The sequence below is a fragment of the Roseobacter sp. EG26 genome (genome assembly GCF_049830555.1).
Lineage (GTDB): Bacteria > Pseudomonadota > Alphaproteobacteria > Rhodobacterales > Rhodobacteraceae > Roseobacter.
In genome coordinates this window covers 1-13,683 of record NZ_JBNBLH010000028.1, presented here as the reverse complement: position 1 = coordinate 13,683, position 13,683 = coordinate 1, and the positions used below count along the sequence as shown (strand labels likewise).

At 56.1% G+C, this 13,683-nt stretch carries 12 protein-coding genes; 4 read left to right on the top strand and 8 right to left on the bottom strand.

Features of this window, described 5'->3' with window-relative positions:
• On the bottom strand, nt 1–269 hold a 269-nt coding region (locus tag ACOTTU_RS24500), incomplete at its 3' end, for a hypothetical protein (RefSeq protein WP_425662099.1).
• Nucleotides 270–331: 62 nt separating this feature from the next.
• Nucleotides 332–532 carry a hypothetical protein gene (locus tag ACOTTU_RS24495; protein WP_425662101.1) on the bottom strand — a complete coding sequence of 67 codons (201 nt, stop codon included), beginning with the start codon at nt 530–532 and terminating at the stop codon, nt 332–334.
• 851 nt (nt 533–1,383) lie between these two features.
• Between ACOTTU_RS24495 and ACOTTU_RS24490 the strand changes: the two genes are divergently transcribed.
• Complete coding sequence (locus ACOTTU_RS24490; RefSeq protein WP_425662097.1) at nt 1,384–2,136, top strand: hypothetical protein; 753 nt, start codon at nt 1,384–1,386, stop codon at nt 2,134–2,136.
• Between the two features lie 5 nt (nt 2,137–2,141).
• Here the strand turns inward: ACOTTU_RS24490 and ACOTTU_RS24485 are convergent, their stop codons facing one another.
• Genes ACOTTU_RS24485 through ACOTTU_RS24465 form a run of 5 tightly spaced genes read right to left on the bottom strand, consistent with a single transcriptional unit; the run spans nt 2,142 to nt 9,040 of the window.
• Nucleotides 2,142–2,450: a hypothetical protein gene (locus tag ACOTTU_RS24485; protein ID WP_425662095.1), complete on the bottom strand. Its 309-nt coding sequence runs from the start codon at nt 2,448–2,450 to the stop codon at nt 2,142–2,144.
• Between the two features lie 26 nt (nt 2,451–2,476).
• The gene (locus ACOTTU_RS24480) at nt 2,477–5,440 is read right to left on the bottom strand and encodes an ankyrin repeat domain-containing protein (protein ID WP_425662093.1); all 2,964 of its coding nucleotides are present in this window, start codon (nt 5,438–5,440) and stop codon (nt 2,477–2,479) included.
• A complete protein-coding gene (locus tag ACOTTU_RS24475; RefSeq protein ID WP_425662091.1) occupies nt 5,440–6,741 on the bottom strand; it encodes a hypothetical protein in 1,302 nt (433 codons plus the stop codon). Before ACOTTU_RS24475 ends, ACOTTU_RS24480 begins: the two co-directional genes overlap by 1 nt.
• Nucleotides 6,742–7,719, bottom strand: a complete 978-nt coding sequence (locus ACOTTU_RS24470) for an AAA family ATPase (protein ID WP_425662089.1) — start codon at nt 7,717–7,719, stop codon at nt 6,742–6,744.
• Between the two features lie 4 nt (nt 7,720–7,723).
• Nucleotides 7,724–9,040, bottom strand: a complete 1,317-nt coding sequence (locus ACOTTU_RS24465; protein ID WP_425662087.1) for a DUF4062 domain-containing protein — start codon at nt 9,038–9,040, stop codon at nt 7,724–7,726.
• 199 nt (nt 9,041–9,239) lie between these two features.
• Here ACOTTU_RS24465 and ACOTTU_RS24460 point away from each other — a divergent pair, with 199 nt between their 5' ends.
• The gene (locus tag ACOTTU_RS24460; protein ID WP_425662085.1) at nt 9,240–9,890 is read left to right on the top strand and encodes a gamma-glutamylcyclotransferase; all 651 of its coding nucleotides are present in this window, start codon (nt 9,240–9,242) and stop codon (nt 9,888–9,890) included.
• On the opposite strand, the gene ACOTTU_RS24455 is transcribed toward ACOTTU_RS24460, so the two are convergent.
• A complete protein-coding gene (locus tag ACOTTU_RS24455) occupies nt 9,835–10,950 on the bottom strand; it encodes a hypothetical protein (protein ID WP_425662083.1) in 1,116 nt (371 codons plus the stop codon). The two genes, ACOTTU_RS24460 and ACOTTU_RS24455, sit on opposite strands and share 56 nt — an antisense overlap.
• Nucleotides 10,951–11,077: 127 nt before the next feature.
• Between ACOTTU_RS24455 and ACOTTU_RS24450 the strand changes: the two genes are divergently transcribed.
• Both ACOTTU_RS24450 and ACOTTU_RS24445 read left to right on the top strand, forming a co-directional pair.
• On the top strand, nt 11,078–12,241 hold the full coding sequence (locus tag ACOTTU_RS24450) for a hypothetical protein (protein ID WP_425662081.1): 1,164 nt from the start codon (nt 11,078–11,080) through the stop codon (nt 12,239–12,241).
• Between the two features lie 79 nt (nt 12,242–12,320).
• Entirely contained in the window at nt 12,321–13,346 is a 1,026-nt protein-coding gene (locus ACOTTU_RS24445) for a caspase family protein (protein WP_425662079.1), read from the top strand.
• The last annotated feature ends 337 nt before the right edge of the window (nt 13,347–13,683 follow it).

The window sequence follows — 13,683 nt, the reverse complement described above, 5'->3', positions numbered from 1 at the left end:
AATTGTGATCCATAGATCGTAGCAACACGGGAACCAGGTTCGGTTCGCAATTCGCCGATTAGCGATAAAATTGGATTCTGAATGAATTCATTGGCGTTAAGTCTATTCCAATCTCTGACTAGTTTTACGGTCTTGCCGGCCCTTAACTGCCTTTCATCCATGGGGCATGATGCTGCGTTGCCGTCCGTCGAAGGAGACATTCGCTGCGCTTGCTCAATAATAGCGGCGGCTTTGTCTAAGTGAGACGCAAATGCATTGTGGTCGCCCACCAAAATCTCCAACTCAAATACTTAAACACTATGGGAGCAGATCTTTGCAGGTGGCCCAGCATTCATTGCGGCAGCCGGTTCCTGACGTCTTTCGACGTGTCCAGACAAAAGTGCGATGTAACGCTCTTAACCTGGGGCAATTCTCCTAAAGTGTGAGCGCGGAAGTCCTTGTATTCCCCGAAACCGTCTTCCTTGACGCGCAAGAAATACTCTACGTTTACCGCGACACTTTGAAACTCCAGGGCCTGTGGGGCAGCGTCCATCGCGCGTTCGAAGGCGCGGGCATTCTTATAGAGCTGCTGCGCGAGCCCGCCCATGACAAAAGAACGTGATGCGTGGGCTCAGCGTGGCACAGTTGCTGGTTCTCAAGTTGGTCGGTACCCACTAAAACTAGATTTCCGCACTTGATCGCATCAGCGATCGGCAAGCAATTCAATCGCTACAGTTACTAACCAACGGCAGCAAAGGCGGGAGGCGCGGAGCCCTAGATCATCGCAGCGGCGCTCGCCTTTGCGGATGTTTTTGAGGGTTGGACTACTTGGGTGGAGCTAGTTTTTGTCCGAGGGATCAGAATTCTCTATCGGTACTTGGTGTGGTCGGAGACAAGCGATCTTAGCAAGTAGCCTCATTGCGCCGCCGCGATGATATATCGTTTTCAACTGGGTCTATTGCCCGGCATCATCCGAGCACAACCGGTCCCCAGATCGAGACTCTGATCTGGATCATGAACGAATACTGCGAAACCCGAACTCAAAACTCACAGTCCATCAAGCACAATAAATCTCCAACCAACCCATCGCAGATACGCCTTTTGCCCGACGCCCCGACCCAAGATCAAAAACCTGCGCATTGAGACGGTCTCCATCGATCAGGGCTTCATCGAAGACGGGCGCGTCATCATGATGAGAGGAAAGGCCTCCCCGCATCACTCAGGCCGGGCGGTCCCGCCCATAGAACCTTTGCCGCGACAGCAAATTTCCGATAGCGTCAAGAAAATTGGTGCACCTGACTTCCTTTCACAGCCATCAGTGTATGATGTCGCAAAGAGCAAACGCACCAACTGAGACTGTTTCCAAGAGCGCGCTCAATAACGCGAACTGATTGCCGGTGACCCATGTCTAAGACAAATCAAGCCAAGCGCCCTAATCCTCTGATACATGAGCAGGTCCACTATCGGGGGGATGATCTATTGGATGAGACATTGACGTTTTCGCTGAGCAAACCCGATCCCTCCGGCTCGGAATTCTGGACACAGGTTGGCAGCAGCGCCCTCTCCGCGTCGATGATACGCAGGTCGATGAGCATATGCGGCTATTGCGGTCTGAAATCCCGGAAGTACCTGCAGGTTCTCGCCAGGAATGGCCGCGAGTACGATCGGGCCTCGCTTCGGGTCGCTTGCATCTTCTGCTCTCAGGTCAAAACGCTCGACCTGGTGCCTGTCATGCGTTCCGGCGTGTTGATACGGGCCCCAAAGACGTCGCAGGTGGAATTGAACATCTGGGCCAGAGCGATCTATGTAGGTCGGATTTCGCAAGGACCTGTAGCCGAGAGAGCGCGCGAAACGCTCGACAAGATAATGAGTCTGCGGGACGCGGCGAAGGCAGAGCTTGGCAGTGAAGATCCGGCCCATCTGGCTCAACAGCTCCGCGACCGGACCGAAGCAACCGCAGCAGACCTTGACGCCAAGCTGACAGGAATTCGACTGTTTCCCCTGGACAGGCGCTTGATCCGGGAGGCTGAACTGGAGTTCAACCAATTTCCGCAAATTCTGGCGTATTGGAGATCGAAAGATGGTCCCTTTGGCGGAATGACACCACCGCAGTGGGACCTTGATACTTTCACGCCGCTTCTCAGCCGTGATTTCTGAAGCGATCAGATAAGAACCGCCGGGATTTTTTGACTGCGGCCAAATCCCTTGTCTGACAGATGCGCGACCACCACCTCGCTACAGGCTCTGAGATTGCTAATCGTTCTTGGGTCCAATTCCAGACCGAGGTTCTGCGACTGTCCGTCCTCAAAGATCAAAACAACTGTTTTTTCATCGAAATTGATCTCAACCCAGAGCAATGAGCCAATCGACTCGTCGTGCACAATCAAGACTTCGCCCCGCCCGTTGCTAAACACGCCGCATCGCATCACGGTTTGCAAATCCGGTAGTATGAAAGGGTCATCGTCGTGCATTCGGTGATCGCTAGAATAAAATGTCGCTAGGATTTGCCACGCGGCGGGATATTCGTCTTGCCTCGCGGAGCCGGATCGGTTTTTCTCGGTTCCCTGAGCATATCGGCGGGCGGTTCTTTGCCGCTGTGCAGGACCGACAAAATGACCCGGGTGTTAGAAAAATCCGGATCGGATTTCCCCCAAATTCTATGGTATTTGTCAAGGCGTTCCTGAACGATGCGCAGCGCGTCAGTAATGTCTTTTCTGTCGATGCTGCCCTGCGCAAGCGCCGCCCTGACTGTTTGCCTGATCGTGGCGATATCCGCCGACATGACCGCCAGAGCGAGCGGCCCAAATTGATCAGAGCGTGCGGAACGGATCGGTAATCCGGCAGCCAGAAAGCTCTTGAGCGCGGGTGCCGCACCCGCCTCGACGGCAACGGCCATCGGCGTCAGCTTCTGCGACAGGGTTCTGCGGGTCGGATCGGCGCCATCTTCCAGCAACAACTCCAGCGTCTTGTTTTGCTTCCCCTGCGCGGCAAAATGCAGAGCGGTCCAGCCGTCTTCGCTGGCCATCTCCTTATCTGCGCCCAGTTCGATCAGTGCTTTGACTGTTCCCTCAAACCCGCGTTCGGCAGCAAACATCAAGGGCGTTATGCCGTGTTTGTCGACCATATTTACATTCAGGTCACGCTCCAATTGTAGAACTACCTCAAGGACACTCCGAGACTGAAGTATTCGGGTGTCATAGAGCATGGAGCGACCCATGCTATCTCGCCGGTCCAAGGACAATCCACGCGACCGTGCTTCTTCGAAGGCCCAGGTGCTGGCATGTTTGACAAGTGGCTCCAAAAAATCTGGTTTGAGGAAGTCATCGCTGCGATCCAGAACCGATGCAAAGAGCGCCCGTGTTCCCGTCTTCTGGCTGAGCACCTGAATGGCAAGGTTCCGCCATTGCTCGGGTTTCATGGAAACCCGGGGATCCGTGATGCAATCAACTAGCGCTTCCTGGTCTTCGATTTTCGCTACGATGTCGAAGAGATAGTGCGCCTTGCTGGCATCTGCAGCGGGCGTTTTATTGATGTCGATCCGCGGATGCTGCCATAGCAGCATCACTGTCTCGGCGTCGGCAGATTTTACCGCGATCGTGACGAGATCGCGACCTTCCTTGTCAAGAACATCAAGTCGGGTATCGGCTGCGTTCAACAGAGCGGACAGTGCTTCGGGATAACCCTTTGTCGCAGCTGTCTGAATGGGCAGAACACCCTGAGCCAGGGCATTGGGATCCGCGCCAGCCGCCAGAAGCAGGGAGACAGCGGCGTCACAGTTGTGATGGGCGGCAATGTGCAACGCCGCATAGCTGTCCCTGGCCAGCCGGGTATCCGGATCGACACCAAAACGCAGCAGCGTTGCGACCACCTCGCCATAGTTCTGTGCCGCCAGATGAAGCGCCGACCACCCGTCCTTTTGCTGACGTCCAAGATCAGATCCGAGTTCGGCGAGCGCCTCTACGGCTTTTGCATGGCCATTCAAGGCCGCGAGATGCAGCGGCGTGTACATGGCGTCTGTGACGGGATCAATGTTGCGCGCCCGTGTCAGCGCCAGGTTGAGTGTCGCAAGATGCCCGCTGCTTGCGGCCGCGTGAAGCATGCTCCAATCCTTGAAGCCGATTTCCGACCAACTGGCTCCTGCGTCCAACAACAACTGGATGGTGCCGATTCTGCCCTTGAGGGCCGCGCGAAAAAGCGCATTTGAGCCGCCTTTGCTGAGCGCGCCATGGTGGATCAGCAATTTCACCGCGTGCTGCTGTCCAAGGTAGCTGGCCCATCCCAATGCGGTCATCTGGTTGACTTGACTGCGCCGGTCAACAATCGCGCCCCGCCTCATAAGCAGGCGCATGACTTTCAGATCGCCTTGTTGCGCCGCAAGGGAGAGAGGCGTGGTGTCCCCTTTTGTCGGCTGATCGACCGGACAGCCAGCATCCAGGCAGAAGACAACAAAATCGTGCTGTTTGTGTTCAACCGCCACATGGATTGCAGAAAAGCCCTCGGAATCCCGAATGCTCCAAATGTCCTCGGAACCGTTGATCAGCTGCCGAGCGCGATCAACGAGGCCCAGACGGGCGCATTCGATGATGGTGTGGAGTTCTTCTTCCGCTTGCTCTTCATCAGTGGCTTCGGCCCCCTCCATCGGTGGAGCGATGCCTTGCAGGGGAGTGCCAACTTCGAGCCCGGAGACCATATTGGGCTGTTTCGGTCCGGTGAACTTGCTGAGCAGCTCCGAAGGTTTCGGCAAATCCACTCCATCTATGCTCACCAGAGGCCCAAAGGGACTGCCCAAGAGGCGCTTGGCGGTCTCGTCGTCCCCGTTTTTGAGGGCGTTGACGCCTTCGGCAAGGGCAATCAGGGCGCTTTGCCCCGCGAGTGGCAGCGTCAGCAGACCCGGGAGGCTGGAAAAGCGCACGCGGCCTGTGGATCTTTCCGACAGATTTTGGGATTCTTCCTGTATTGCCTCGGCCAGCAGACGCGTTGCATATTCGGGCTCGTCATATCCGATGGCGACCCATTCCAACATGTTGAGATAGTCTTGAAACGCGGAGTCCTGAAGCCGCGAGTCTTCCCTGCGCAACGTGAACACGTAGCTGCGGACAAATCGCGCTGTGACCTGCGACGGCGGGCGCCAGTCCCCTTCGGTGCGCGCCCAGCGATCCAGAGCCATCCTGAGATGCAGCCTGACCTCATTGTCCATCTCGAAGTAACCGCCGCCAAGAGCCATGCACAACCCGCCGTAAAGCACACTGGCATCCAGGGAAGGTGTGTCGTGATGTTCCGCATCAAGGAAATTTCGACGTAGCAGGGCTACGGCTTCAAACGTCAAGCGAGGCAGCACGCTGCAACGTGCCGCCAGCAAAGACGCGGGCTCACCATGCTGTCCGGAAAACAGCAGAATGCGGTCCATCGCTTCATCAATCGACAGCGGCTGCCCATCCCATTCCGGCAGTATCGCACGCATCAGAACTGCCCCCGGAGAATGTCCATAGCTTCTATCAGAGACTCCGGGTTCATCTCCAATGCGATCAGGTTTTTGACCGTCTGCACCTCATCCATAAGGCTTCCATGCCAATAGCGCTCGGGCATTGGATTGATCCAGACGATGGGCGCTGCGGTAAACTGGTCCAGCAGTTGGACAAATGCCTCCATACGTTTCACCTGCCGGGGAGGCGCTGTCTGCGCGGCCCCCGCCTCCCCCCAGATCAGCATCGGAATATGGCCATGGTTCCGGATCGTTTCCTCGGCGCTCAAAAACCGCGTCAACGCGCGGTTGGTGAAAAGTCGGTCGCCAGGAGCAGTCTTGAAGAAAGCAAGAGCGGAGGACTGATATCTCGGCGCTTCCAAGACGAAGGTTTCCGTCAACAAATCCCGGGTCGTCTGCCATGGGAAAGTGGGCTGCCCGATGTCAGCTAAAAAGAGCAACCGAGCCGCATTGCTGCGGCGCGTCCTCATGACCGGCGCGGCAATCAGACCTACCCGGGCGGCCTCGTCAACTGTGCGTTCGGTGTCGACTTCATGGGCATCCGGCACAGCGCGCGGGATAAAGAGCCTGCGCCAGGTGTTGAGCATCCAAGTATAGGTATATCCCGACGCCAGATCATACGAGAAAGAGCTGGTGTCCATCAGCGACTCAACTGTCGGTCTGGGAACGGGCATGCCGCTGTCTACATCAGGTTCGCGATCAACCTCAGCGGTTGGCACGGTGGTCTTCTTCTTGGGCGCTTTCTGGGCAGTTGGTCCGGTGAGCCTGTTCTTTCGTTTTTTGGGTTCTTCCGGTTTTTCGCGTTTACGCTTGCGACGCGCATCCTGCCGCGCGCGCTCCTCTCGTTCTTCGTCCCGAAATGTGCGGGGCGGCAGAGGGTCCTCCAGCCGTGCTCCCGTCGTGATACTGCCGGTATCCAAGATTTCTCGTAGCTGTACCGTCTGTTTGAAATCTGCCGGGGGCAGAACACGCGATACCACTGTGCGGATCTTTTGTCGTTCGCTGTCAGACCTCGCCAGAAGCACACCCAACACCCAGGCGACCTGATGGCGGTCCCGTGTCCGCAGTTGAACGGAAGGCGGGTCGCCGATCCCACCCGAACCGGCTGTGTCAATCTCTACGAAATCCTCAAAGGGGCGGTCGAGTTGAGCAAACAGCTTCACAGCGTCCTGATAGTCGCGAACCGAGGCCGCAAAACCGGCGTCTCGCAATGCACGAAAAATGCCGATCAGAAAATAGGGCTCAGCAGCTTGACCGTCATGTGTTTGACCGGCGGCCATCTAGTCCGACGACTGATCTGCGGTTCGCGCGTGTTCGTGAATGTCCCGCGCGGTGGAAAACAAGATCTCCCAGTGGGGAGGCTTGGCGCTCTCGATCTGAGCGGGCGAGGCACCGTCCCAATGAAGAACATGTACCCAGTCGATCAGTTCCGCAGTTGCGGGCAACTTATAAGCCTTGTTCTTCTCCGCCTGCTTTCGAACTTTCAGGAATGACCGTACGGTCGACTCAATTACGGTCTCGGAGATATGTTCCAGACCTTGCCGTCCGCCGGATGCCAACGGGGCCTTCTTCAGATTGTTGCGCACAATTTTTACCAGCTTTTCGGGATCTTCCGGAAAGGTGAGTTCAAGGTAGATGCAGCGGCGCAAGAACGGCTTGGGAAGTGGGCGTTCCCGGTTGGATGTAAACACTATGATAGGTCGCGCGCCATTCCCCGGCACCGTTCGATCGTGTTTGTGATGGGACAACGACCGTGCACTTTCGGAGATCGGAATTTCATCTATTTGAAACTCAAACTGATCCAGAACATGCAGCAGGTCATTGGCAAAATCCGGATCAGCTTTGTCCACTTCATCAATGAGCACAACACTGGGTGCCGGATCAAAGATGGCATTGCCCAAGGGCTGCAACGACACATAAGGGTATGCAAAAGAGGCGTTTTCCGCCCGAACCGGATCCTTTAGCTGACTGTCCTGCAGTCTGCGCACCGCATCGAACCGATAAAGCAGATCATTGGCACGCGATGTGCTGCGTACGGTGGCCAGAACGGGTTGAGCATTCAAAAGCTGGCGCGCGATTGCATAGGCAAGCTGAGTTTTCCCGCAGCCTGCTTCACCTTCGACCAGCAACGGGCGCCCAAGCATGATGGCAAAGTCGACAATTCGGCGTTTCTCATAGTCCAGTTGGTAGTCCAGCTGATCTTCGCTGCCAGGCGTTTCCGAGAACAGGCCGTAGGTAAAATCCGTTTGAATGCTCATCAAATCACTTCTTATTGGGTAAATGGGTCCCGATACTATCGAGAACAATGACTTTGGAAAAATCAACTGGCCCCTTCTTAGCAAAGCAAAGCCTGGAGGTCAGCGCTTTTTGATCGACCGCGGGGTCTCCCCGGTACCCGAGAAGCAAAAGAACCTGATGGCGATTGTTGAGTGCCTCTTGTCCAGCCGAACGCAATGCAGAGGTAAGTTCGTCAACGAAGTCTGTCAGGAGCGCCGTCAGGTTCCCCGGATAAAGGTTGACGGCCTGCAGCGTCAGTGTGACTTGCGCATCCAGCGCGACGATGAGCCGGGCAAGCGCAGACATCCGTCGCGCCGGATCGACAGGCGGGGCCTGGTCCAAAGCATGCCAGACCACCTGTTCGGCGGAGGTCGCCCACCTGTGCTTGGGGTCAAAGCTGGCATGGCCGCTATACTCCGGATCCCAGGGGGTGCTCTGACTTACATGATCCGCAAAGGCCGACAGGTCGCCCTCTGAGCCGCGCGCTGCGGGCATCAGAAGGGTCAGAACCGGCGAAACGCTGCGCCCATTCTGTTCATAAGCCTTTAGCGCAGTCTTTGCCTGCCCTGTCTGGAGCGGCCAGACCCGCGCGGGATCTCTTTCCTGTCTCTGCGTCGTACCAAGCGCGGGTCCCGATGCGGCCGATGTCGTGCTCGTCGGCAATTGCGCTTTCAATATGTTGTTATAGTAGGTGGTCAGCGCCGCTTTCGCACGAGGCGCGATATCGCGGGCCTTTGAAACTTCCAGCATCTCGGTCGAAACAGTGCGCCCGTTGTATGTCGTGGAGCTTACCTTCTTGGTGAACTCTGCTTGCCGGCCAATCTGCTCACCCAAGACTTCGTTTCCGCGGGTGTTCTTGGCAGCCCAGTCGATGGTCTGTTTCATGATGGCGCTCCAAACCTCGCTCCCGTGTTTGGAAATCATCAAGAAAATGGGCGGCCCATAGGCGGTATCTTCGAAACAGTCACGAGCGATGTCATATTCGAATTCGGTGAATGAGGGCGAGTGCGGGTCTTCTTCATAAATACTGCTGCCATAGCGCGCGCCATAGAAACCGAAGTACCCATCGGCGTCAATGCGCAGCTCGTTTTCAACGCGACGCAGGATGACCTGCGACGCGGCCCCGGTCTCATGCGGCTCAAGCGGTTCATGTCCTGCGTCCTGAATGCCCCGGGCCACAAGGCCCCGGTAGCTTACGAGCTCGTCATAGGTTCCACTGATAAATATCTTGCGGCGATCTCCGGCACCCTGAAAGTTGTCGCGGATCGTTTGCGCCGCCTTTCTGAGTACTTGTGAAAGCATAAACTGAACGTATCCGGGACCAATGCCGCTAAAACTTAAACCGATCCAAGCGTCGAAAGCAATTCGCTTGGCGCAACCGCCAGCAGATAATACGTATCCTGTTGAAGAGTCGAGAAACGCCACAGAGCGTCACAATCCTGCCGCCTGACCAGCACAGAACTCAGCAGTCACCTTTGTCTCATCAGATATGGAGATGAAGATGAAATTGTTTCAATACCAGCAGCTTATGGATGCTGTTAGCATTGTCCGGGACGCCAACGACGGTGACCTTTTAATCGCTGGCTATGGCTCACTGCCATTGAAGCCCGAAGCAGGCCTTATGCCCCTTGAGCCGGGCTGGGTGCGTCACCATCGCAAGGAGCTCTGCATCGAGGTCACACGCTGCCGCGGTACCGTCGATCGACCAGGGCGTGTCGCAGGCCTCGTGCCGGATACGAAAGCCCGCAGCATGTGCATGATTGCTAGGGCGGATCCGCTGGATCACGAACTGCTCGACAGGTTGGCGCAACGAGAACTTGGTGGGCTGCCCTATGAGGCCCGCGTCGTATCGTGCGACCTGAAGTTAGGTGGCAGACAGCTGGCGCTTGGGTTTGTGGCGGCCCTGTGGCATCCGGGTTTCCGAATAGAAAACTTGGATAGGCTTGCGTCTGTGGTATCGCGCGCTGAAGGTGCCTGCGGAACAAATCGCGCCTATCTGGATCTCGTTCTGAGCTTTGAGATGCAGGTTTTTGGTACGGTTACTGACGATCTGGGGCTGTTGAAATCGCGGCTTTTGCCCCCCGAGTTACCAAGGATCATCCCTTCATCTCCTCGCGCTTTTGAACGTCCAGCAATCTGCGCAGGACGATGACCTTCTGCGGGCCACGGGTCAGGATCAGTTCCCGAAGCCATCGGAAATCTTCCTCAGTAACATGAGAGGCGCTGGTGTGTTCGCGTTCCAGCGCCATTTTTGTCCGTGCCCAGGCCGGAAAGCCGTCGAGGGCACTGCTGCTGGCGATCAACACCACCTCGAAGTCACCGGGCTTGTTGGTGATCAGCTTTGCGCCCCCGATATCGCGGACGCGGGGTGGTGGGATGAGAAGATCAGCATCCAGCCCCAGTGTCTCCCCCATCAAAGCAGGCGTCGACAGGAGCTGCCATTTGTCCTGCACGCGCCCCAATAGCAAAGCATCGACATGAGCGCCCAGTTTCTGGCGCAATAACGCATGAACCACGACCGGTGTTTCGGTTTCGAGCACCGACGGTAGGTCTGGCGCTTCAACGATCTCGAAGCCCCGGTGCCGCGATGCATCGGGATCGGGCAGAAAGGCATTAATCTCATAGTCATGGACAACTACGAGGCTGGGCGTTGTGCTGCGCGAAACTTCGAAAAATTCAGGCCCGGTGCGGAAAAGCGCTTTGTGGCTGATCAATGCCTGAACGTATTGCTGGAAGACCGCTCGATCCGGCGTCTCAAGGACCGGGATTGGCGTTTGATAGACATGGGCCAGCAGTGCTAGATCGAGGCGGCTCAGTCCGCGTGTGTCTTTGCCGTTGAAAATCTGCGTCAGATGGTTCTCGCTACGGCTTTCAAAAGGCACGTCGTCCATTCCCTTGCCCTCGACAAGATAGAAACCGGACCCATACCCTCCCTTGTTTTGGTAGCCCAGCTCATGAACCCGAGCAATTTCAGCCTGCGCAAATCGAAGATCAGACCAGACCACAGCTCCCTGTTTTTCCGGCGCGGGATAGTACAAGCCATGGGCCTGTAGATAGGAAAAGCGCCAGTTCAGCTCCTCTATTCTGTCGTCAACACCCAGACCGGGCACCAATTCCCCAGACTTCAGATACCGATGGACAAGGTAAGATTCGCCGCGGATCGCCCCGGCGAGGTCCTGAGGCACCTCAAACCGTTTAACCTTTCGCGCCATAGGTCCTCCTGTTTTTCCATAGCGAACGTCACAGAGCATCACACAGGTGCCGCCCGGACGCCACAGAGCGAAAGGGCGATCTCTCCGTCATGGCGCATGACCGCGCTCCCACAAACGGAGAAAAACAATGAAACTGAACAACTTCAAGAATACGATCAAATCACTTGGCAATGCTTCCAAGGAAAATTCCGATGCTCTGCTGGCTCAGATCCATGACCGACGCAAGGCGTTTGCAATGCATCTCGATGCGGCTCTGGCGAAAGGGAATGCGATCTCATCGCGCGCCGATCGTCGCTGCCTGAAAGACAATCTTCGATCAGCGGCTGAGCAGGCAAAGGCTCTTGGACATTATGCCTACGACCTGTTCCCAGCCCGCCGCCTAAAGCAATTCGTTGCACGCGTTGACGAAATGACTGTGCAGGAAATCCGTGAGCTTTCGAGCCTCATTGGCGAAAAGCTGGCCTTGCAAACTGCGCTGCTGGAAAAGAAGATCGAGCCTTACCAGGTTCCAGCCTCCGCTTTCCAGCTGCGGGCCTTGGACAACATGTTGTCCCAGCGTCTTGCGTCGCCGGCAGAAACAGCGGCGATCCGCGTCAACAATACCGCAACAGCCGTGCTGGCGAATGCGGCTTATGCAGCCATTCAGCCGATTGGCTGGACCGCAGAGCAGATCGCACGCCCTTTGATGGCTTCAAGGCACTGGATCACCGGTGGCAAAGTGAGCCGAGGTTTGGGCCAGGTTATTCATGGCTTCCTAAGTCGAGACTCGCTTGCACGTACCGGTCTGGAAACAAGCTGGGGTGTCCGCTTCATCGTACCGGGAACGGTTGGTTTTATTGGCAACGCCGGGCCCTGGGTCATGTTCTATACAGGACAGATTCGCGACTATCAGGCAATGGCGGTACCATTCCGGATCAACCCCGGAGCCACGCTTGCGACCGACGTGGCGACGCTGACCATGAACCGCCCGGGCTTTGGCGCCGGAACCGCAACACCCATTGCTTCGGGTTACGTGGATAGCGCACGATCAAAGCTTCTTATCGGCAAGGACGGTGTTCTCTACATCCGGGTTGGCGAATGGGAAGGGCGTGGAGCCTACTTCACGGTATCTGCGTTCATCCCCTTGCTGCCCTGGATGCACATTACCTGGAACTTCTCCGTGTTCAGTCCAGGCTGGCAACCTGTGGTGCGCTGGAGCCGCCCAGCAGTATTCTGGGTGCGCGGACAGGCTGACTGGCTATGGAGAACTCTGACACGCCAGTCGCGCAAGAGAGACCATCAGAAAGGGTGATGACGTCTTGCTCATCGCAACGACCCTGCACCCTCGGGTGCAGGGTTTTTACCTTCGGACCGGGTGGACCCGATTTCGGGTGCATACTAGTATTTACGCAACGAATTTAACGAAGGGGATTTTTATGACGCATGTGGCTGTTGTGGTCGGGATTAACCACTATTCTCACACCAAACGACTGGAAGCTTCCGTCAAGGATGCAAAAAATGTTGCAAGGCTTCTCGAACGGCATGGCGACAAGACCAGCAACTTCGAGGTTATTGAACTTTACGGCAACTCTCCCGAAACGCCAGTAACGCGCGCTCAGGTCAGGGCCAACCTGCGCAAGATTTTTGCCGGAGAAAACGAGACGGCGATATTCTATTTTTCGGGTCACGGCGCTCTAACTGAATCAGGCGGTGCCATCATATGCTCTGACAGCGAAACAGCGGATGACGGGATCAAGCTGGACGAAGTCATTGCACTGGTTAATGCCTCCACCATAACAAACAAAATAATAATCCTGGATTGTTGCCGAAGTGGTGCTGCCGGGAACGCGCCCTTACTGGGCGGAGTCACGACCCTGCCACACGGCCTGACCATTTTGGCGGCGTCAACCGAAGACCAGCTTGCCTATGAAACCAACGCCGGCGGGGTATTTACCAATCTCTTGTGTGACGCCCTTGAAGGGGCGGCGGCAAATCTGAAGGGCGAGATCACGCCGGGCAGTATCTATGCTCATATCGATCAGTCTTTGGGAAACATCGACCAACGGCCCGTTTTCAAAACGAGTGTTCAGCGATTTGTGTCGCTACGACGGGTGGCCGCGCCAGTGCCGTATGAGGATTTGCTTGATCTCACCGAACTGTTCCCTGACCCTCAACAGCCGCTGCAACTGGGGCCGGAATTCGAACCGAAAAGGCCCATCGCAGGATATGACGACATCCCGGATCCCGATCCGGAAAAGACAAAGAAATTTGCCGCTTTGCAAAGACTGAATCGCGTCAACCTTGTAGTGCCGCAAGGTGCGTTACACATGTTTGATGCAGCAATGGGAAAAAAACACGCAGCACTCACCACGCTTGGCCATCACTATTGGCGATTGGTTAAAACCAAGCGAATCTAGGATAGTTCGATTTCGCTTTGACCCATCTCGGGTTACTTTACGCGGTCAGACAAATTGAGAGGCGGCGAACAGGCTACCCGACAATAGGTCAATGGCTGCAGTATTCGCCACTAGCCTTCCCGGAAGGACGCCCGGCGTGGCGCAGCGCGAATTGGTCAAGTGGCCTACAAGTCCTATCTAGCATCGTCGGTAGTCTGCGCGCGCAAGAGTGGTAATCCTCCCGAAATTTAGGGGTGTGCTGAAGTAGAATTTTCTCAAATGATGAAAGAGGAGATTCTGATGAAGAAATCGAAATACAGCGATGCGCAGATCATGGCGATCCTGAAGCAGGCCGAGA

Bases quoted from the DNA above. Each gene is read 5' to 3' on its own strand.
- ACOTTU_RS24465 (WP_425662087.1), bottom strand. From the start codon at position 9,040: ATGCTTTCACAAGTACTCAGAAAGGCGGCGCAAACGATCCGCGACAAC.
- ACOTTU_RS24480 (WP_425662093.1), bottom strand. From the start codon at position 5,440: ATGCGTGCGATACTGCCGGAATGGGATGGGCAGCCGCTGTCGATTGAT.
- ACOTTU_RS24495 (WP_425662101.1), bottom strand. From the start codon at position 532: ATGGACGCTGCCCCACAGGCCCTGGAGTTTCAAAGTGTCGCGGTAAAC.
- ACOTTU_RS24455 (WP_425662083.1), bottom strand. From the start codon at position 10,950: ATGGCGCGAAAGGTTAAACGGTTTGAGGTGCCTCAGGACCTCGCCGGG.
- ACOTTU_RS24490 (WP_425662097.1), top strand. From the start codon at position 1,384: ATGTCTAAGACAAATCAAGCCAAGCGCCCTAATCCTCTGATACATGAG.
- ACOTTU_RS24475 (WP_425662091.1), bottom strand. From the start codon at position 6,741: ATGGCCGCCGGTCAAACACATGACGGTCAAGCTGCTGAGCCCTATTTT.
- ACOTTU_RS24485 (WP_425662095.1), bottom strand. From the start codon at position 2,450: ATGCACGACGATGACCCTTTCATACTACCGGATTTGCAAACCGTGATG.
- ACOTTU_RS24460 (WP_425662085.1), top strand. From the start codon at position 9,240: ATGAAATTGTTTCAATACCAGCAGCTTATGGATGCTGTTAGCATTGTC.
- ACOTTU_RS24450 (WP_425662081.1), top strand. From the start codon at position 11,078: ATGAAACTGAACAACTTCAAGAATACGATCAAATCACTTGGCAATGCT.
- ACOTTU_RS24470 (WP_425662089.1), bottom strand. From the start codon at position 7,719: ATGAGCATTCAAACGGATTTTACCTACGGCCTGTTCTCGGAAACGCCT.